Source organism: Paraburkholderia phenazinium (assembly GCF_900100735.1).
Taxonomy (GTDB): domain Bacteria; phylum Pseudomonadota; class Gammaproteobacteria; order Burkholderiales; family Burkholderiaceae; genus Paraburkholderia; species Paraburkholderia phenazinia.
Genome location: NZ_FNCJ01000001.1, coordinates 200602 through 218071 on the forward strand (window position 1 = coordinate 200602; position 17470 = coordinate 218071).

21 protein-coding genes are annotated in these 17470 nt (G+C 60.9%); 14 read left to right on the plus strand and 7 right to left on the minus strand.

Annotation, left to right across the window (positions count from 1 at the left end; translation table 11 throughout):
- Window positions 1-27: 27 nt before the first annotated feature.
- From BLQ92_RS41035 to BLQ92_RS00915, 10 genes are all read left to right on the plus strand, one after another.
- Window positions 28-159, plus strand: coding sequence for a hypothetical protein (locus BLQ92_RS41035; RefSeq protein WP_280517425.1), 132 nt, complete (start codon window positions 28-30; stop codon window positions 157-159).
- Window positions 152-616: a complement resistance protein TraT gene (locus BLQ92_RS00875; protein WP_244896607.1), complete on the plus strand. Its 465-nt coding sequence runs from the start codon at window positions 152-154 to the stop codon at window positions 614-616. Before BLQ92_RS41035 ends, BLQ92_RS00875 begins: the two co-directional genes overlap by 8 nt.
- 98 nt (window positions 617-714) lie before the next feature.
- The gene (locus BLQ92_RS00880; protein WP_090680613.1) at window positions 715-1680 is read left to right on the plus strand and encodes a DUF932 domain-containing protein; all 966 of its coding nucleotides are present in this window, start codon (window positions 715-717) and stop codon (window positions 1678-1680) included.
- Between the two features lie 73 nt (window positions 1681-1753).
- Window positions 1754-2749 carry a YqaJ viral recombinase family nuclease gene (locus tag BLQ92_RS00885; RefSeq protein ID WP_090680615.1) on the plus strand — a complete coding sequence of 332 codons (996 nt, stop codon included), beginning with the start codon at window positions 1754-1756 and terminating at the stop codon, window positions 2747-2749.
- Window positions 2750-2768: 19 nt separating this feature from the next.
- Complete coding sequence (locus tag BLQ92_RS00890) at window positions 2769-3701, plus strand: recombination directionality factor (RefSeq protein ID WP_090680617.1); 933 nt, start codon at window positions 2769-2771, stop codon at window positions 3699-3701.
- A complete protein-coding gene (locus tag BLQ92_RS00895; protein ID WP_090680621.1) occupies window positions 3698-4777 on the plus strand; it encodes a hypothetical protein in 1080 nt (359 codons plus the stop codon). The genes BLQ92_RS00890 and BLQ92_RS00895 overlap by 4 nt, the downstream gene beginning before the upstream one ends.
- Window positions 4778-4879: 102 nt before the next feature.
- Window positions 4880-5188, plus strand: coding sequence for a hypothetical protein (locus tag BLQ92_RS00900; RefSeq protein WP_090680624.1), 309 nt, complete (start codon window positions 4880-4882; stop codon window positions 5186-5188).
- Window positions 5189-5238: 50 nt separating this feature from the next.
- Window positions 5239-5622 (plus strand): hypothetical protein, encoded by a 384-nt coding sequence (locus tag BLQ92_RS00905; protein ID WP_090680626.1) that lies wholly within the window; start codon window positions 5239-5241, stop codon window positions 5620-5622.
- On the plus strand, window positions 5619-5912 hold the full coding sequence (locus BLQ92_RS00910) for a hypothetical protein (protein WP_090680629.1): 294 nt from the start codon (window positions 5619-5621) through the stop codon (window positions 5910-5912). Before BLQ92_RS00905 ends, BLQ92_RS00910 begins: the two co-directional genes overlap by 4 nt.
- A gap of 1 nt (window position 5913) precedes the next feature.
- Window positions 5914-6543, plus strand: a complete 630-nt coding sequence (locus BLQ92_RS00915; RefSeq protein ID WP_090680631.1) for a cysteine peptidase family C39 domain-containing protein — start codon at window positions 5914-5916, stop codon at window positions 6541-6543.
- Here the strand turns inward: BLQ92_RS00915 and BLQ92_RS00920 are convergent, their stop codons facing one another.
- Window positions 6544-6873, minus strand: coding sequence for a helix-turn-helix domain-containing protein (locus tag BLQ92_RS00920; RefSeq protein ID WP_090681830.1), 330 nt, complete (start codon window positions 6871-6873; stop codon window positions 6544-6546). It abuts the gene before it with no gap.
- A gap of 269 nt (window positions 6874-7142) precedes the next feature.
- Between BLQ92_RS00920 and BLQ92_RS00925 the strand changes: the two genes are divergently transcribed.
- From BLQ92_RS00925 to BLQ92_RS00940, 4 genes are all read left to right on the plus strand, one after another.
- Window positions 7143-7400, plus strand: a complete 258-nt coding sequence (locus BLQ92_RS00925) for a GntR family transcriptional regulator (RefSeq protein WP_090680633.1) — start codon at window positions 7143-7145, stop codon at window positions 7398-7400.
- 62 nt (window positions 7401-7462) lie between these two features.
- On the plus strand, window positions 7463-9451 hold the full coding sequence (locus BLQ92_RS00930) for a cell wall anchor protein (RefSeq protein ID WP_090680635.1): 1989 nt from the start codon (window positions 7463-7465) through the stop codon (window positions 9449-9451).
- A gap of 149 nt (window positions 9452-9600) precedes the next feature.
- Complete coding sequence (locus BLQ92_RS00935) at window positions 9601-10203, plus strand: hypothetical protein (RefSeq protein WP_090680638.1); 603 nt, start codon at window positions 9601-9603, stop codon at window positions 10201-10203.
- A 31-nt stretch (window positions 10204-10234) separates the two neighbouring features.
- Window positions 10235-10501, plus strand: coding sequence for a hypothetical protein (locus BLQ92_RS00940; protein ID WP_176860721.1), 267 nt, complete (start codon window positions 10235-10237; stop codon window positions 10499-10501).
- A 331-nt stretch (window positions 10502-10832) separates the two neighbouring features.
- Here the strand turns inward: BLQ92_RS00940 and BLQ92_RS00945 are convergent, their stop codons facing one another.
- The 6 genes from BLQ92_RS00945 to BLQ92_RS00970 form a co-directional block, all read right to left on the minus strand.
- On the minus strand, window positions 10833-11798 hold the full coding sequence (locus BLQ92_RS00945) for a hypothetical protein (protein ID WP_143016486.1): 966 nt from the start codon (window positions 11796-11798) through the stop codon (window positions 10833-10835).
- Window positions 11786-13690: an ORC-CDC6 family AAA ATPase gene (locus BLQ92_RS00950; RefSeq protein ID WP_090680645.1), complete on the minus strand. Its 1905-nt coding sequence runs from the start codon at window positions 13688-13690 to the stop codon at window positions 11786-11788. The genes BLQ92_RS00945 and BLQ92_RS00950 overlap by 13 nt, the downstream gene beginning before the upstream one ends.
- Window positions 13687-14946: a metallophosphoesterase family protein gene (locus tag BLQ92_RS00955; RefSeq protein WP_090680648.1), complete on the minus strand. Its 1260-nt coding sequence runs from the start codon at window positions 14944-14946 to the stop codon at window positions 13687-13689. The genes BLQ92_RS00950 and BLQ92_RS00955 overlap by 4 nt, the downstream gene beginning before the upstream one ends.
- Window positions 14947-14983: 37 nt before the next feature.
- A complete protein-coding gene (locus BLQ92_RS00960) occupies window positions 14984-15832 on the minus strand; it encodes a DNA adenine methylase (protein ID WP_090680649.1) in 849 nt (282 codons plus the stop codon).
- A 358-nt stretch (window positions 15833-16190) separates the two neighbouring features.
- Window positions 16191-16910, minus strand: coding sequence for a Type 1 glutamine amidotransferase-like domain-containing protein (locus BLQ92_RS00965; RefSeq protein ID WP_176860722.1), 720 nt, complete (start codon window positions 16908-16910; stop codon window positions 16191-16193).
- Window positions 16911-17094: 184 nt separating this feature from the next.
- On the minus strand, window positions 17095-17466 hold the full coding sequence (locus BLQ92_RS00970) for a VOC family protein (protein WP_090680657.1): 372 nt from the start codon (window positions 17464-17466) through the stop codon (window positions 17095-17097).
- Between the last annotated feature and the right edge of the window lie 4 nt (window positions 17467-17470).

Here is a 17470-nt window from a genome sequence, read left to right on the forward strand (position 1 = left end):
TTGGCGAACCCCATCAGGAGTGTCGTGATGCCCACCACCTCATCCCCCTTCGAATATCTCATCGTGTTCGGCATCGTTTTCGTGGCCGGCGTACTGACATCGGTCGGCTTCCGCCACTACACCGAGAAAGTCCGCCGGGAGGCCATGAGCCATGCATAACCCGCACCTACCTCATGATTCATTTGACCCAGACGAGCCGTACCAGGCCGGGCGCGCAGACGAACCGTTCGAACAGCGCTTCGCGCCACCGCGCGACAGTTCAGCCGCGTCGTCCGGCCCTGTGCCACACTGCCCGAAATGCCAGTCCACCCGCGTCGATGCGCGCAATCTGGCACGCAAGACGGGCGGTGCGATCGGCACCCTCGCCGGAATCACGAGCGGCATCGCGTTCGCATTGTCCGGTGCGGAAGCGGGCGCCACGGTCGGTCTGCTGGCCGGTCCTGCTGGCGCTGTCTGCGGCGCGATTGCGGGAGCCGTGATTGCCGGCCTGATCGGCGGTGCAGCAGGCTGCGCCACGGGCTCCGTCTTCGGCGAAGTCGTTGACGAAAAGGTACTCGACAATTTCCACTGTCACGCCTGCGACCACACCTTCAGCCGCGGCAAACCATCTGCCTGACCTGTAGTTCTTTCCTTCCGCAATTCCGCCATTCTTTCACTTCATCCGCATCTGCCTGGCCGCGTGCCGGGCTTTATGCCGTTTACAAGGAGCTATTCATGCATCTCGTTCAATCAATGGCATTTGTCGGCGACACCCCTTGGCACGGCCTCGGCAACCAGCTCGCCCCGAACCAACCGCTGGAAGTATGGGCCAAGGCCTCTGGCATGGACTGGAAGATTGAGGAATCCGAAGTGCGCTTTGTCGCGGGCACTTCGGGCCTTGGCTCCATCCACGCTTTCCCTGAACAGAAGGTCTTATACCGCTCGGACACGAAGGCACCGTTATCGGTCGTCTCCAGCCGCTATCAAGTCGTTCAGCCCGCCGAGATCCTGGACTTTTACAAAGACCTCACAGATGTGTCGGGCTTCGAACTCGAAACAGCCGGCGTGCTCAAGGACGGCAAGAAGCTGTGGGCGCTCGCCCGCACCGGCCAGAGCACAACGCTCAAGGGCAAAGATCAGGTGAACGCGTACTTGTTATTGGCGACTGCCTGCGACGGCACATTGGCGACCACAGCGCAATTCACGTCGGTGCGCGTCGTCTGCAACAACACGCTCTCCATCGCACTCGGGAACGACAGTACCGGCGCAGTGAAGGTACCGCATCGCAGCCAATTCGACGCCCAGGCCGTCAAACGACAGCTTGGCATTGCAGTTTCTTCCTGGGACTCTTTCATGGTCCGCGTGAAGGCACTCTCGGAACGTAAGGTCAGCGACTCCGCAGCCGAAACGTTTTTCCGGCGGGTCCTCACGTATCCGGCGGGCGGACCGAACATGCCGACACCGGCCATCAACGACAGTGCGATCAAAGCAGTGCAGACGCTCTACGCCGGTCGCGGCAAGGGCGCCACGCTGCCGTCTGCATCCGGTACGGCATGGGGGTTAGTGAATTCCGTCACGGAGTTTGTAGATCACCAGCGCCGTGCACACAGCGACGATCACCGGCGTGATGCAGCATGGTTCGGCGCAGGCGCCACCATCAAGCAGCGCGCATGGGACGAGTCCATGAAGCTCGTCGCATGAGCCCGTTTGCGTTACGGCATACACGCCCGGTCGGGATTCCTCCCACCGGGCGCTTTTCTTTGTGGAGGCGTTCATGTCTCAATCTGAAACAGCTGGATCCGGCAAAAACCGTCCGCCATTGCGTCTCGTGGAAACGCGAGACCTGAACCGTGACGACTGGCTCGCCGTGCGTAGGACCGGCATAGGAGGCTCCGACGCAGCGGCTGCCGTGGGACTCAACCCGTATCAGTCGCAGCTGGAGCTGTGGCTCGACAAGACCGGGAGGGACGCCGGCCTGCTACGGCCCGATCCGACAGACACAAGTGAACCTGTCTACTGGGGTCATTTGCTCGAGCCGATCGTCGCTGCGGCCTACACGCAGCAGACAGGTCGTCGTGTCCGCAAGGTCAATGCCGTCCTTCAGCACCCGACGATCCCTTTCATGCTCGCGAACCTCGATCGCGAGATCGTCGGCGTGCCGGGAGTGCAGATCCTCGAATGCAAGACCGCAGGGGAATTCGGCGCACGGCTCTGGCGCGAGGGCGTACCGGAATACGTGCAGTTGCAGGTGCAGCATCAGCTTGCGGTGACAGGAAAGCAGGCGGCGGATGTCGCGGTGCTGCTCTGTGGTCAGGCGCTTGAAGTCCATCGCGTCGCTCGTGACGACGGGCTCATCGCCAGGTTGATCCAGCTCGAGGCGCAGTTCTGGGAATACGTGACGAGCGACACCCCGCCGCCTGCGGACGGAAGCGAATCTGCCGACCGGGCGTTACGGCACCTGTATCCGGGCAATACCGGCACGGTGGACTTTACTGACGACCGTCGCCTGTCTGCGGCCTTCGCCGATCTGGTTGCCATCCGGGCCGAGATCGAGGTGCGCGAACAGCAGGAAACGTTGCTCAAGCAAACCATCCAGCAGGCCATGGGCGACGCATCCCGGGCGCGGTTCGAGGGCGGCGACGTCTCGTTCAAACGTAGCAAAGACTCGGACGGCATCGATCTGAAACGGTTGCTGGCCGATCACCCCGAGCTTGAACCGCAATACGCCATCAAGAAACCCGGCTCACGCCGGTTCCTCATTTCCGTCTGAGATACACAGGAGAGTAATCATGCTCAAGGGTCTAGCCATCACGCCGCCAGTCATCGGGCGGATTTCCATTGGCCGCGTCGTTGAAAAGAACGGCAAACGCCTGCCGGAGAAGGACGACCAGTTCACGATCACGAGTCAGGTGCAAAACCGGGACGGCTGGGTCCTGCACCCCGTCAACGAGTCGCTACGCAAAGCCAACACCGGCAAGCTGCGCGCGATCCCGATCCGGTTCATGTTCCGCGACCCCGCTCTGAACCTGCGCGCCGAGTATTCGCTGTTTGACCGCGACACCGGCAGACCGGTCTGCGTGGGCAATGGCGAAATGTGCAAACGGACCGGTGACAACGGCATCGAAAGCTTGCCCTGTCCGTCGCCAGACGGCTGCGCATTCGGTCAGGCGGGTGGCTGCAAGCCGTACGGGCGGCTCAATGTCGTGATCGGGGATGAAGACGAGTTGGGTAGTTTCATCCTGCGCACTACCTCGTACAACTCGATCCGGTGTCTCGCCGCCCGTCTTCATTACTTCAGTGCGGTGTCGGGCAACCTGCTGGCGTGCCTGCCGCTCGAACTGAAGCTGCGCGGCAAATCCACTACGCAGAGCTTTCGCACCGCAGTCTATTACGCGGATCTCGGGGTACGGGCGGGCAGTTCGCTGGAAGACGCACTCGCGCAGGCGCAGGAACTCGATGCGCGACGGCGGGAAGCCGGGTTCGATCAGACAGCGCTCGATGCGGCGGCGCGCGCAGGCTTCGCGAACGGTGCATTCGAGGACAGCCCCGACGAGCGGGCAGCGGTCACCGAGGAGTTCTACCCCGATGCCAGGACCGATCGTCAGGGGGCAACACAGGGTGCGACGGATGCGGGCACGACCGGTACGTCCGCCCCTGCGTCCTCGACGCTGCGCGAGAAGCTGGAGCGCAAGGCGGTGCTGCTTGGCGGAGCGACGGCATGACGGTGCCAGCCCGCCTGGCGTGCGTGCTTGCAGTCGGCGCAACGGCCACCGCGCTCAGCCTGTCGGTTCTGGCAGGCTGGCAGCGTGGGGGTTCGCTACCCGAACGGGTCGTGTGGGTCGCGGTCGGCGTCGTGCTGGTCGTCAGCGCGCATCTGCTACCCGCGCTCATCCGGCACATGCCGATCTCCGTGCGCGCAACAGGTAGCCTGCTATGGGTCGCGTGTCTGGCGACTGCCTGTTATGGCCATACCGTCTTCTTCGTGCTCGCCCAGCAGCACGCCGGAGAACGGCGGGCATCGACGGCAATCGCTGCCGGCTTTCCGCAGACCGGTCGCAGTCTGACCGCGGTAATGTCGGAACGGGCAACGGTCACGCGTCAGCTTGCGTTCGCGCGGATGCAGCGCTGTGCACAGGACTGTCCGGCACTGGAAGCACGTCGCGTCACGCTGGCGGCGAAACTCGATGCGCTCGATGCGGCACGCGACGACATCCGGCGTCGTCAGGCTGAGGACGACCGGGTCACGGCGCAGCGTGACGCGTTACGGGCCGATCCGGTCACGTCGCGACTCGCGGCGTTACTCGGCACGACTACCGCTCATGTCGATCTGCTGTCGGGGCTCGCGTTCGCTGCGGTCCTGGAAGGCGTCGCGTGCCTGTTGTGGATAGTCGCGCTGCGGTCATCACCCCTGCCCGCTCCAGTTGTCACCGCGACTCCGCCAGTCGTCGCGCCGCTGCCGGAACCAGTCGTTGACGTGACTCGCGTGACCCAGCCAGCAGTAACGGCAGTCGCGGCAGTGATGTCCGGCCACACATCGTCGACCGTTAGTTGCGAAACGGTGAGTAACAGTCACGAGACGCCGGACGCCCCCCTCTCGCAGCTACCCGTCGCGGATGCTGTTGACGTTGACGTGACGCAGCTCGTCCATGACATCGCGGCTGGTCGCGTGCGCGCGACGGTCGCCGATATTCGCCGCCATCTTGGTTGCTCCCAGGCCAGGGCAACTGCACTACGTCGACAGCTCGTCGAACGCAACGTGACGGCATACCCCAACGCGCTCGCTTCGCAAGCACGGTAGTCCCCTCGGACGCGTCCGGCGTCTTTCCTCATTCCCTTGTTTCAGCGACCTCGCATCCGGCTCTGTCCGGAGGCACACCCTCGTCCTTTATCTGGAGAACCCATGTCTGAAACCCGTTTCATCCATCTCCCGCCGCGCCCTTGCCCCTTACTGACAGGGATCGGTGTCGTGGCAGGCATCACGGCGATCAGCATCGCCGCTGCCCTGTGCTACGAACAGTACCGCAAGCGCGAACTGGTGCGTTCGCTCGCGTCCATGCCGTATGTAGCGTGCATCGCACCTGCGCTGAACACCAATGCCGCAATGCTACTCGCTGAGCTTGGGCGGTCCATCCCGTCGCAAGCCGTAACACTCCACCGACCTATGCCGACGCCCTTCGTCGGCGTTCTCTCAATTAACAGAAGCACGTAGCCGGTCACAACGCCGGAGGCCCATGCCCGTCTATTTTCTGGAGATTCCACATGAATCAAACCGCACGTCTGAAGCCGCTGTTTCATCCAGGCAAGCTGCTCATCACGCCCGCTGCGCTTGCTGCATTGCGCTCGAACGGCGTTCCCGTCATTAGCGTCATGCTGCGTCACATTGCTGGCGACTGGGGCAGCGTTTCCGATAACGATAAAGAACAGAACGACCTGTCGATCGCCGCAGGCCTACGCCTGCTGTCGATATATCGCCTGCCTGATGGCAACCGGATCATCGTGACCACGGAATGGGACCGCTCAACTACCACCGTCGAGCGGCTCGACGAAGTCGTAACCGCTCAGCGCGCTCAATCGGTGTCGACAACCCGACGCAGCTATCCAGCGTGGCCAATCGCGCAATACGTCCAGGAGGCCCATTCATGAGCCTCGATACGAAGAACGGTCCACGCTTTCCGATGGGCAAACCGGTTATCACACCAGCCGCGCAGGACGTACTCGATGCAGCGGGAATCTCGGGAGTTTTACTGCTCGCGCGCCACATTCGTGGCGACTGGGGCGATCTTTCCGTGGAAGACCTCGCCTCGAACGAACTGGCCTTGCTGACCGGTAAGCGTCTGCTGTCAAGCTATGCGCTACCGGGAGGCGGGAAGGTATGGATCATCACCGAAGCGGATCGCTCGGTCACGACGATCCTGCTGCCCGACGACTACTGACATGCTGATCCAGAAATTTCATCCAGGCATCCGCCTCGGCCAGCAGCCCGCACTCATTGATTCAGGCAACCCGCTCTTCAGCCGGCAGGGACATTGGGACGGCGGCAGCACCCTGCATTGCGTCGCAATGGCGCTTGCCATGCTCGGCAAGCTGTCCGATCCGGTTCATCTGCCGTATCACAGGACCGGCAATGAGGCCGCTGTATGGGATCACGCCTGGCAGCATTACCTGCACGGACTGACGCTCCCGGAACTGGCAAGTTTTATCGCTGAGCTGAATCTCGGCATCCGCACCGCAACGTGCATAGCCAGGGGAACGGAACTGGTGCGCTTTGCCGGACGCGAACTCGGCGCAGGTCGGCCCGTCGTTATCGGCTGGGGCCAGCAGCATCCGGTGAAGTGGCATGCCGCGCTCGTGACCGGCATCGAAGGAACCCGGAAACAGCGTGCCTTCACACCCCACGCGCTGTTGCTGCTCGACCCGGCGGGCAATGCCCCGGTACTGGCAGGATACAACGCCCGTATCGACGTGCGCGGGCGTGGCCGGCCGCGCTATCTGTCGCCGGACGCTACACGCGACATCACGTTCGCAGGCGCGCTGTCGGTCCGCAACGTCACCGCGCCTCCGTAGTCAGCGCAGGCGGCTGCGTTTGATCTCGGGCGGCGTCGCCGCGTTCGCGCGGCGCGCGCCGGTCGGCTTCAGCGACACACCGTCCAGCGGCACAAACAGTTCAGCAAGCGTCACATTCAGCGCATGGCAGATGTTGGCCAGCGTCTCGACGGACGGATTCGCAATGCCGCGTTCGATCGCCGAGATGTAGGTCCGGTCGACATGCGCCTCGAAAGCGAGCGTTTCCTGCGATTTGTCGGCTTCGTGCCGGCACTCCTTGATCCGCTTGCCAAGAGCAATCGAGATCGGGGCAGGACGGGCGGCGGGAGGTGGTGAGCGCTTGACGGTCATGGCGTGCAGGATGCCCACCTGTCGACTGACTATCGACGTAATAAACACTTCATTTGTTGTAGCATTTACTCTTCAGTAATACGATTCTGGGCCGATATACAGGCGATTGGACATGTGGGCGGCACCTGCCCGCGCGCCCCACTTTGTCGAGTAAACACTACAAAACAATGATGGCCTCGGGCGTCGCAGGGCGTGACTGGACGCTTTAGTGGTCCTGTCGCTCATCGCGAATGGCGCTCCCGGGCTTCTCATCCAGAGGAAAACAATCCATGAATTCATTGCGTTACCTGAACGTAACCCCGCAGTGCGGTTCGACCTGCAGTGCCATTGTCGCCGCACTGGAAACGGCCATACGCGCCGGCCAGACCCTGGCAGGCGATGTACTGCCCTCCCAACGCCTGATGGCCGACTTCATGGGTGTCCATAACAACACCGTCAATCGCGCCATGCGGGAAGCTGCACGACGTGGTCTCGTCAGTGCACGCACCCGCCTCGGTACGACGGTTATTGCCCGGCCAAAGACGTAATACCAGCGGCACTCGCCGCTTCATCGCCGTAGTACATACCAACCATCAAGGACTAAAGAAGAATGAAAATCCGATCCAATACGGGGATCGCACGGCTCGCGCTGTGCGCATCCATGAGTGTCATTCTCGCCGCGTGCGGCGGCGGCGGCAGCAGCGCGTCATCGCCGTCTGGGGCGAGCAGCCAGCCGACGACCGCCGCGGCAACAGCCATGACCGGAACGGTCGCGATCGGCACGGCCATGATCGGGGCGACCGTCACGGTCACGGATGCGGGCGGCAAGAGCGCAACGGCTACTTCCGGAGCGAACGGCACGTACAACGTCTCGCTGTCCGGACTGACTGCGCCATTCCTGATAACCGCGACCGATCCATCAGGTGTGTCGGGTACGCTGTATTCGGTGGTCGCCAGCACCAGTACGGCCAGCGGCGCGCCGGTGACGGCGAACGTGACGCCGCTGACGACGGCTGTCGCCGCCCTCATGACCCAGTCGGGTAATCCGGCCGCGCTGGCAGGTAACGCATCGGCCATCACCCCGTCTGCCATTACCGCGGCGGAAGCCACCCTCGACGCCGCGATCGCCCCGATCCTCTCGGCCAACAGCGTGGCGGCCAGCTTCGATCCCATCGGCACGACGTTTAGCCCCAACCAGACTCGCGCAGATGCCGTGATCGATTCCGTCGCAGTCACGCCTTCGGCATCGGGTGCGGGTCTTCAGATCACGAGTCTTGCGAACCCCGATACGGCGATCCAGCTCAGCTCCAGCACGACCGTATCCACGGCACTCGCAGCGCCCACCACACCAGCAAACTATCTGGCGAGCCTGCAAACTGCACTGGCAGCCTGTGCGTCGGACGTCCAGGGCGGTGCCACTGACACATCGGACAGCAACTGCACGTCTGCAATCGATGCGACTTACCTGAACAACGGCATCGGCACGGGCGTCGCCGGCTTCGAGAAGCGTCATACGCTCTTCGTCAAGGGCACGATGCTGACCGGCATCAAGACGGTAGCTTTCCTGCCCGCCGGTACGCTCGCCGGCATCAGCAATCCAGCTGCGCTGGTCTATCTGCTGATGACCGATCCGGACGGCATGCCCGACTTCGGCATGGATTACGTGCAGCAGTTGCCCAACGGCCAATGGGACATCATCGGCAACCAGCTGCAGGACAGCACCTACATCGCGTCGTTCCTCGGCCGTGTCCAGTACACGGATTCAGCGGATGCGTCCAATGCGCACTACGAGTCGGGTCTCGACATTCAGATTCCGTCTTCGGTGACGGTCAGCAGTACGACCACGGGCGTCGGTTCTGCCGTGGTGACGGGACCAGGCCTGCCCGCCAGCGGTTTGTGGTTCCAGACCGCAGGAAACGGCACGGGAGCGGGCTATCTGGAAATTCCGACAGGTATGCTTGCCGCACCGCTCACGAGCACCGGCAATCGAGTGAATGGCGGCATGTCCACGACCTACAAGTGGGCATGGGCACCGATCTCGGGCAGCACGACTTCGTTCTCGCCCAACGGTCTGCCGGAATATGCATCATCTTCTCAGGACGTCTCGACGATCACGAATTTCGGCGTTTACACAGTCACGCTGTACGACACGACCGGCACCGAGATCCGTTCGGAACAGATCCAGAACATCGCCCACAACTATGCGGCGGCGGCAGGCAGCACGGTAGCCTGGCAGACATTAGGCACCGACGTGATCGCGAATTACCTGACGCCGGGTGGTTCCGGTACGCAAAGTGCACCGGGCACGTCCGCTTCGCTCGATTGGACGATTCCGGCCAGTTCGTTCTATCCGAACTTCTGGGCATCGATCAACTCGCTCGGCGCCGCCCAGACCAGCATACCGGCCACCACGTATGACGCGACCGTGTGGGGATCGAGCAGCGGCAACACACCTTCGCCGCTTACCTTCAATACGTCGTTCACCGATGTGCTCACTTCAACTGCAACCGCGACGGCAGAGGAGGCCGTACAGGTTCAGCTCGGCTGGCAGGCAGATGGTGAGTATTACGTTAACTCCTGGCAGTACGGCAATCCGTAAGCAGCCATCCTGTCATCTTAGTCGTCCATCTCTCAGGAGGGGTTCGCAGTCGAAAACGAATCCCTCTTTCTTCGTATCAACCCATTTAGCCGCCGGTCGCGTAAGCGCAGTCGGCTATCGCTTCATTACTTTCGCAGGAAATCAAACCCATGAAGACAATTCACACGAAATCCGCATGTCTCGCGCTGTGCGCTTCACTTGCCGTGCTGCTCGCTGCCTGCGGAAACAGCACGCCAAGCGAATCCGATGCGAAACGAGCCGTTCAATCGGCGCTTGGTGATTGCAAATATGTCGAGATGTCCGATTTCAATCGGGTTAATGGCGTCGAAGATAGCGATGATCGCCATTACCAGGTCGAGGTGCAGTACAACCTGACCCTTAAAGCCGCTAGCGACCAAAGGGACAAGCTGGAGGCGTGGACAAAGAAGACGTCTGATCGCCAGGATCTACTCAGGCAGGAAATGCAGATTCGGAAGAACGATTCAGACAACGGTAGCAATGCCGCTGACGATCCGACACTGAAGGACGATGAGCAGAAACAGGCGGCACTGTATCAGGAACTCGTCTCGGGTTACGGCCCGAGAACGTTCCGCACAGAATTCGACCAAGCCTGTCCGAATTTCCCAGGTGATGTCGCCCGTGATCTTTTCAACAAGGTCAACGGTCCTGGATTCGACGGTAAGAACACCCTTCAGTTCCACTATACGCTGGGCATGATCAAAACCGATAACGGTTGGCAGCTGGATCGCTGACGCTGGGAAGGGTATCGCTGCCGCCTTGCTCGTGCTCGCAGGCACAGTCGCGCACGCACCTGAGACGTCGCCCTGGAGCCGCGCCCGCATCAACGAACTGATCGATACGTTGCTCGCGCTTGCCGTGGTGCACGGCTTTGAGCAGTCGGATGCGTTAGGCGAAATGCTAGCCTCTGGCATCTCCAGTAAACGGATCTGGACGATCGCCGAAATCGCATTCATCGAAGTGCCGCTCTCCGAGATACTCGATGCCATCCGGCGCACCCGCCTCTATACGGATCTGCAAGACCCTACGTGAGGCAAAAATAGCGGGGGACGATCGAAGGGACGGCATAGCCAGGTGCGCGTTGCGCACCTGGCGTGCAAACTCTTCTTCTTTTTTAAGATGGCACCGGCGATTACAATAATCGCTCCAGTTTCCGCAGTCGACCCAAAGCAGAAGTTCGGATGTGCGCTCACCAACGACTGCTACGCAGCAAATCTCAGTCGGTCGGTGCCACTCATCGTGCTTACTGCGACAGACCCACTGCGGTCATTGAGGCGCGAGCCAGAATGCAGTTTCAATGACCGGTCTGTAAGCGTAGGCCGTCGGCGCACCGGCGGCTAGGTCGAAGTGTCGACCGCGACGGCTACGCCTTGGCGGCAGATTCCGAGAGGGACTCGATGCGGCAGCCCATGATCACCGCATGAAGCGATGGCTGGCTCATGTCGGAGCTGCTGGTGTTCTCGCCATCGACGAACCAGACTGCGGCCTCATCGATGACCATCGCAACCAAGAGTGACAGTCCAAAGAAGATCTTGGGGCCGAATGGCAACAAGATCGGGCGTGCCACGTTGCGCATGCCACGCACCAACGACAGCAGCGTGTGATAGGCATCGACGGGTGACAGCACCTCGTATTCCAACTGCTTGGTCTTACGTTCAAGCAGTAGCTCCTTGTTCTGGGCCTGGACCTCGCGGAGGTATTTCTCCTCCGGAGAAGTGGGCACGAAGAGCCATGTGCCGCCCGGCTCTAAATACTCCGCTGCACCGATGGCTTTGCCTTTCTCATAGCCGAGGGCGATGACCAACTCGATCGGATTGTCCGGCGCGGCTGTCCAGCCAGCGAACTCGCTGTTCACCGGGGCGATGCGCCGAACGGCCGTCGACCAGTTCACCGGCGGCTTCACGAACCGCGCGAGGCTGTAGGTGATCTGCAGCTCGACGGGACCCTCCTTGGCCAGATCCTTGACCGCAGCAAAGAGGGCGCCGATGTGCTGCCGGGCTAGGCATGACAGGTCGATAAGGATTGATGCGACGCCATTCGCATCACGCGCCAAGGTGCGGACCGTGTCACACGCTGCGGAGCAGGTCAGCTGCTCGACCTGTTGACGGCGCAGCGACTTGGTGGCGGTGGTTGCAGGAGTGTCGCAGACGGCAACGACCCGCGAGCCGCCGGCGTCGATTTCGTCCTGCAGTAGATTGAGCATGTGGCTGCGGCGCGAACCAGAGTCCGCGGCAATGACCACTAGGGACAGTGCCTCGCTCAGGCTAGCTGTAGGCCCTGTACCCTCGATTCTCTTTTGGCTCAGGTTGCGGACAGCTAGTTCGCCCATAGGTCTCCCTGGATCAACTGCCCGGCTGGATTGGCGGTCGGATCGTCTTGGCTGATCGGTGTTTCCGGCTTGGCCTCCAAGATGGTCGAGAGCGATACCGACTTCGATTTCCGCATCGGCAGTTTGAAAACCGGGGCGAGCAAATAGGTCAGACGGAACCGCAAGCCACGCAGGGTGCGGAATCCACCGACGTCGGCAGCGATTTGGTAGCAGACGATTGCACCATGGTTCACGGCGATTCTTAAGGCATGTTCCACGTCGTCGCTGACGCGCTCATCAACAACGAACGACATGGGCGGGTCTTCGACGAAAGTCGCCCTGACGAGCCGGTTGTGGAAGTAGTCACCGATCTTGGACAGCACGTCGTAGACTGGCGTGGACGTTTTGATAGAGCCAAATTGCTCGTTGGCGACGGACTGCAGCATTTCAGCGTAGCGTTGGCAGTTCCATTGCACCCCTGCAGTCTGCTGCGGCGTTGGCACCGGGAACTGGACTTGATCATTGTTTGACATGATCCGCGTGATGAGACCGATCAACCAGCGCGGATTACCCTCGCTGATCGCCGCGATGGACTCCCAGCCGGAGTAGGCCGTGTTGAATGGCTTTACGCCCCGCTTCTTCCCAACACTCTTGCCCTTGTAGGCATTGCGGAAGGCCACCAGTGGCGCGATCTTGCGCAGGGTATTGCCGTGGAGATCGCTGGGCTGCATTCCCAACTCACGCGACACGTCGATCTGCTTGCGGCGCAGGAACTCCAGAAAGGTCGGATCTTTCTCGGCCAGCGCTTGGAACTGCTCCGTCACCCGTTTCTTATCGCGGCCTGTTAGGGTAAACAGGTCGATCTGCGCGGCGTCTTCGCTATCGTCGACCACTGCGTAGGCCGAGGTGCCGAAGACCTCACTCGGCATTTTGCCGGCGAGCGCAGGGTAGATACTGCTGCGCGACAGAAACACCTGCTGGCAGAACTCGATGGCCTCGGTTTTGTCCGCATACCAGAGCTGGACCTGTTGCACGTCATTGTTCTGGCTGGGTGGGGCACTGCCCTGCTGGTCGTAGAGTAGGTCTGGGCCGCAAGGAGCTAGTGCCACCTTCAAGAGGAGCTTTTGCGCGCCACTCGCGCGCATCGCGGCCAGCACAGTCTTCTGCAGGTGCATGGGCGCCACCTCGAATTCGTCGAGCAGTAGACACCAGCGGTGATCCGGCCTGCGATAGGTCGCATCAAAGGCCTGCAGCGCCTGCGAGGCGGACTCCAGCATATCGATGCCCAAATATTCCTGAGTTGGGGTACCAGTGAGCTTAAGCTTGGCCCGTAGCCGGGTGTCGCGTTTGATATCGAGCAGCCGTTCCCTAAGGGCATCGACCAGGCTGGCCGGGGATAGCGATACCGGCTGGACTTTCCAAAGCTTCGCAATCGTCGCTATGACCCGTTCTAGGTCAGCCTGTGTCGGCTTGCCCCTTGCAGTTTCGGCGCTCGGTTCAAGGCGAAGCACGGGGTTCAGTGCCACATGCCGGTCTATGCCGATCGCCACGGAGAGCAGCACGTGTGTGACAAAAGCAGCCTCAGAGAACAAGATGCCGACGGTCTCGTCTTGGCCAGCCTCGATCAGCGATTCGAGCATCGTGCCCCAGGCGATATCCGAGGGAACGTAGACTCCGGTGTAGCCAACCGTCTGTTTGTATAGCTCGGCGGCGGAGCCGGTCCACGCTTCCTGGCCTTCCACGCTGAGCATCTTGAACAGCGTCGTCTTGCCGCCGCCTCGCGGGCCTACCAGCACCGAATTCCAAGCGCCGGCCAACTGGGTGAACTTCGTGGATGGCACAAACGTCCTTGCCACCTCGGCGTAGGACATGGCCTTGGCGTTGAAGGGTTCGAGGAAGGTTTGGCGACTCATGATGCTGCCTTTTCAAGCTTCGTCCACTGGCCGCCCTTGCTGTCGACGTGGATATGCAAGCTGTGCCGCGCGCGCAGGCGCTGGCGAACTTGGTTGCGGGCCTCAGGAGGCAGTAGGTCGGCGTCAGGCACTCTGCGAATTACTTCGCTCCAATCCATGGGCAGTGGCGACAGCGCCGCGATATCAGTGATTACGCGCCCCGCATCTCGTGCGCCGAAGGTCGCGCCGTCGTAGATGCCGTCACCGTCCGGTCTGGCCGCCTCCCAGCCACGCCCGGTGAACCAGTCCCAGGTTCGGAACCGGCCCGTCAATCCGCGAGATTCCAAGCGGACCTTGAGCAGGTAGAACTGGTTCCTCACGGTGCCCTTGACTTCCTCAATGTGGATGGCCAAGCTGGCGGCGCCGAAAACGACGGGCTGAAGGCCGCTGCCTGACGCCTGCCCCAGTCGAGCCTCATGCTTGTGACCATGCACGACCAGCCAGTCGCCCTGGTCGGCCAACAGCTTCAGCAGTTCCTGTCCATTGTCGATGAAATCGTGGGCACCGGCACCATCCTGGGTATATGACTCCGGGGGGTGATGCATGATGGCCACGCTGATCCTATTGGGATCGCACTGCGTCAGCGCGACCTTGAGTTCGTCGACGGCCGAGGGCGGAAAGGTGCCCCGCTCATGCTCGAACTCGTCGTGACCGTGCTCGCTACAACTGTTCACGATCAGTATCTGATACTTCGCTGCCGTCACTAGCAACAGGCTGGCACCGAAATAGCGGACGCGGTGATCCCGCCCCTGCTGGTGATCTATGTCGCCGCGGGTCACGGATGGATAGGGCGGGCGCAGGCACTTGAGCTGTTCGAACGGGCCGTAGCCGGCTTTGAGGTTGCGGATCACCGCCTTCTTAAACATCTCGTCTTGGCTACGTGACGTCACGTCGTGGTTGCCTGTGGCACTGACAACGTGCTCGCAGTTCATGCGCTCGCCCAAGTCGACCAGGTGCTTCCATCCGGCAGACAGCGTGGTGGCGCTGTTCTGGAAGGCAATGTCGCCCGGACACAGAATCGCGTCGGCTTCCAGTCCTTGGGCAGCGACCAACTGTTCGAGCCCTGCCCATGGGTTGGTGGTTGGAAGGTCGCTGGCCAGCTCACCGCTCTTCTTGATCTTGAGATGGGATCCGTGCTCTTCGGTGAAGTGCGGATCGCCCAAGATCGCGAAAACGGCCTCAACTGTGCCTTTCTCTTGCTCGGTAACGTTCTCCAAGACAACGCGCTCCCTTGAATATTGGTTTGTCGGGATGCTAACCGCACGGCCAGTCGTAGTTCGACAGCAGAACCTCGTCGGCCGATCTCCGGGCCGACGTGAAGCCTGCGACGTTGCGCGCAACAGTGAGATCACGGCGTCGCCACTTCCTGAGGCCTTGCAGCACGGTCGTGGCCGGGGAATAGGACAGCAGGATCTTGGCACCGCGGCGATCAGCAGACCGCAGTGCGGCAATCAGGCGACGCTCGTCCTTCTCGCGGAAGGCATCGCAGCCGTACTCGCCGCGGTCCCGTTTGTCACCCAGGGCGTAGGGCGGGTCGAGGTAGACAAAGTCACCGCTTCCAGCCTCGGACAGAATCTCTTCGAAGTCACTGCAGCGCAGCTCAGCCGCCTTCAGTCGCCCAGCGAACGCCTTGAACGCATCGAGGTCGGGCATGAAGAGGTGACCTTTGCCACGCGCCACGTTGAACTGGCCTGCGCGGTTGGTCCGATACACCCCATTGAAGCAGTAGCGGTTGAGGTAGACGAACTGTGCTGCGCGCTCGAAAGCGTTCAGGCGCGCGCGCGGGATAGCGCGGATCGCATAGTAGTCGTCCGGGGTGTCGCCCAGCATGGAGGCTCGTTCCCACACAGCGCGCGGGTAGCGCTGAACGATGCGATAGGTCTCCATCAGCGACTCGTTGAGGTCGCCAAGGATCGCGTTGTCCGCGCCCAGGCGCAAGAACAGCACGGCCGAGCCTGCGAAAGGCTCGATGTAGCGCTCAACGTCGTCGGGTGCAGCCGCGAGCAACACCGGAAGCAGCTTCTTCTTGCTGCCAGCCCAGCGAAGCAGTGGCTCGACCGCACCTGCGGCGCCAGGATTCACCACGGTGGATTTGGCTTGCATAACCCGGGATTATGTGCACGTAAATTTTGATTATGCAAGCGTCGTTTGCCGTTTCCTTCGCTGACGCCACGGTAGTGTAGAAGCGCTGGTACCTGTCTTGAGAGTGAAGCAGTTTGACGAATAGACGATCGTTGAATGACTGCTGGTCGTCGTTGCTGCTATTCGGGCCGGCGGCTGCGAGTGACTCATGGCAGTCTAAAGCGGTCAGACAAGAATAAATGCTGACCGGCAGCTTCTGGCCGCGTGCCGCCTCATGCAACTGGCATACACCACGTCACCGCCGTCTGGTTGCGATCGGCAGTACGCGACCCGAAGCGGTCCTTGGAATTTCTCCAAAACGGACACTTGATCTGTGGCATTAGCCGCCAATTTGTTTGATCGGTAATGCTGTCTCAATCACCTTATCGCCTTCGCGGTAAGCTTGATACGCAGTAGATCCTGATCGCCAAGAAAATACAGTGTCGAGAGACGTGCCGACATACAAGGCAGCCGCAAAGTCATCGATGGCAATCGAAGGCGGGATTTTTCCGGCCAGTTGGGCCGCATGTAACGTCTCACGTTTCTTTGGATCGCCGCTGTAATGAACGGCGCAGCCGCCTGGCAGCAGTCCCAGGCAGTCAAGTGGACGATAAGCAGCACCCCAGAACGAATCGGTTAGCCCCGCCTCGAACCAGCACATTGCGCCTGCACTCATACCCGCGAGCAGCACGCCACGCTCCCACGCCTCCCGCAAGACCGTATCAAGCCCCCACTGACGCCAGACGGCAAGGGCAGATTTAGTATTTCCGCCACCGACGTAAATAGCGTCCTGCTCAAGCAGCCTTGTGCGGAAGTCGGCGACGAGAATCGACCTTGAATCGGGTTGCCGAAAGAAAGCAAGATGAGATGTTTCACAGCCCATATTGCCGTAGGCAGCGTGGAATTTGTCGAGATGCGCGGGAAGGTCTCCGCTGGGCGTGGCCAGATAACAGATACGTGGTCGAGCCTTTCCTGTGAGGCTCATGACATGCTCGTCGATAGGCGATCGAGCGTCCTCCATCATAAATCCGCCGCCACCTATGGCAAGAATACGTCGCATTGATGTTCCGGTCATTGACTGTCGTTTGTCTCGTAAAACATTAGATATTCAAGGCCCGATTGTCGACAGAGTAGGTGGCCGTATCGAGCGGCTCATTGTGGCCGGCCCCCGCCTGTCGGCGATCGGCAGCACGCGATCCGCATGGGGATGGTCGAGTCGCTTGATACCAGTTCGTCATAGTCATCTAATCAGCTTGGGAAAGCTGAAAGACGTTTCCCTCGGGGTCCTCTCCGTCGCACATCAATTGGGCGAAGCCATCGTAGCGTTTCAGGTCACGCATCTGAACACCCGCACTTAACAGTTTCTCGCGCAACTCGGATAGCCGTGACTCCACCGAAAAGACGATTTTTGCGTTCGACGTGTTGGGGTGATTTGGTAGCTCGCGATAAGGCTCACCAACTCTGTGGAGAGCAATCTCAATCTCACCGGCTTTCAGCACAGCCCATTCGTTTTCGATTTCTTCGGCGACCGGAAACCCGAAATGGGTCTGATAGAAGGACTTCAGCAACTCAACATCGCGGACAAAAAGTATCAACCTGGACATGAGAACCGGCATTGGA

What these genes read in the sequence shown, in the direction of transcription:
- BLQ92_RS00900 (WP_090680624.1), top strand. Translation starts at nt 4,880, where the DNA reads ATGTCTGAAACCCGTTTCATCCATCTCCCGCCGCGCCCTTGCCCCTTA.
- BLQ92_RS00920 (WP_090681830.1), bottom strand. Translation starts at nt 6,873, where the DNA reads ATGACCGTCAAGCGCTCACCACCTCCCGCCGCCCGTCCTGCCCCGATC.
- BLQ92_RS00895 (WP_090680621.1), top strand. Translation starts at nt 3,698, where the DNA reads ATGACGGTGCCAGCCCGCCTGGCGTGCGTGCTTGCAGTCGGCGCAACG.
- BLQ92_RS00875 (WP_244896607.1), top strand. Translation starts at nt 152, where the DNA reads ATGCATAACCCGCACCTACCTCATGATTCATTTGACCCAGACGAGCCG.
- BLQ92_RS41035 (WP_280517425.1), top strand. Translation starts at nt 28, where the DNA reads ATGCCCACCACCTCATCCCCCTTCGAATATCTCATCGTGTTCGGCATC.
- BLQ92_RS00950 (WP_090680645.1), bottom strand. Translation starts at nt 13,690, where the DNA reads ATGAGTCGCCAAACCTTCCTCGAACCCTTCAACGCCAAGGCCATGTCC.
- BLQ92_RS00905 (WP_090680626.1), top strand. Translation starts at nt 5,239, where the DNA reads ATGAATCAAACCGCACGTCTGAAGCCGCTGTTTCATCCAGGCAAGCTG.
- BLQ92_RS00885 (WP_090680615.1), top strand. Translation starts at nt 1,754, where the DNA reads ATGTCTCAATCTGAAACAGCTGGATCCGGCAAAAACCGTCCGCCATTG.
- BLQ92_RS00890 (WP_090680617.1), top strand. Translation starts at nt 2,769, where the DNA reads ATGCTCAAGGGTCTAGCCATCACGCCGCCAGTCATCGGGCGGATTTCC.
- BLQ92_RS00930 (WP_090680635.1), top strand. Translation starts at nt 7,463, where the DNA reads ATGAAAATCCGATCCAATACGGGGATCGCACGGCTCGCGCTGTGCGCA.
- BLQ92_RS00965 (WP_176860722.1), bottom strand. Translation starts at nt 16,910, where the DNA reads ATGCGACGTATTCTTGCCATAGGTGGCGGCGGATTTATGATGGAGGAC.
- BLQ92_RS00915 (WP_090680631.1), top strand. Translation starts at nt 5,914, where the DNA reads ATGCTGATCCAGAAATTTCATCCAGGCATCCGCCTCGGCCAGCAGCCC.
- BLQ92_RS00910 (WP_090680629.1), top strand. Translation starts at nt 5,619, where the DNA reads ATGAGCCTCGATACGAAGAACGGTCCACGCTTTCCGATGGGCAAACCG.
- BLQ92_RS00960 (WP_090680649.1), bottom strand. Translation starts at nt 15,832, where the DNA reads ATGCAAGCCAAATCCACCGTGGTGAATCCTGGCGCCGCAGGTGCGGTC.
- BLQ92_RS00970 (WP_090680657.1), bottom strand. Translation starts at nt 17,466, where the DNA reads ATGCCGGTTCTCATGTCCAGGTTGATACTTTTTGTCCGCGATGTTGAG.
- BLQ92_RS00945 (WP_143016486.1), bottom strand. Translation starts at nt 11,798, where the DNA reads ATGGGCGAACTAGCTGTCCGCAACCTGAGCCAAAAGAGAATCGAGGGT.
- BLQ92_RS00925 (WP_090680633.1), top strand. Translation starts at nt 7,143, where the DNA reads ATGAATTCATTGCGTTACCTGAACGTAACCCCGCAGTGCGGTTCGACC.
- BLQ92_RS00880 (WP_090680613.1), top strand. Translation starts at nt 715, where the DNA reads ATGCATCTCGTTCAATCAATGGCATTTGTCGGCGACACCCCTTGGCAC.
- BLQ92_RS00935 (WP_090680638.1), top strand. Translation starts at nt 9,601, where the DNA reads ATGAAGACAATTCACACGAAATCCGCATGTCTCGCGCTGTGCGCTTCA.